This window comes from Allobacillus salarius (assembly GCF_007559425.1).
In the GTDB taxonomy this organism is placed as follows: domain Bacteria; phylum Bacillota; class Bacilli; order Bacillales; family Alkalibacillaceae; genus Allobacillus; species Allobacillus salarius.
Genome location: NZ_VMHE01000072.1, coordinates 1 through 373 on the forward strand (window position 1 = coordinate 1; position 373 = coordinate 373).

At 35.7% G+C, this 373-nt stretch carries 1 protein-coding gene; it reads left to right on the forward strand.

The window, feature by feature from the left end:
- Positions 1–103: 103 nt before the first annotated feature.
- The coding region (locus FPQ13_RS13850) for an antA/AntB antirepressor family protein (protein WP_246065541.1) at positions 104–373 on the forward strand (270 nt) is incomplete at its 3' end.

The window sequence follows — 373 nt, forward strand, 5'->3', positions numbered from 1 at the left end:
ATTCGATCTATCGAAACAGAGGTTAAAAACCCTGGTTTCCTCACAGTAAAAAAAATATGCGATGCACTACAAGTTGATATCGCTAATGTAAAGGAGAAATAAAATGCAAGCATTACAAACAAAATCGAACATCGGAGAAATGTTCAATATTCAAGAAAAAGAAAATGGAGAAATCGCAATCAGCGGTCGAGAACTTCATCAAGCATTAGAAGTTTCAACTAGGTACGATAAGTGGTTCGAAAGAATGACGGAATATGGTTTTGAAAACGGGATAGATTTTATTTCGCAAGTTGAAAAAGTACACGGTCAAAAAAGGGCGCGTACTTATGAACAAGTTAATCATATTCTCACTCTCGACACTGCAAAAGAGATT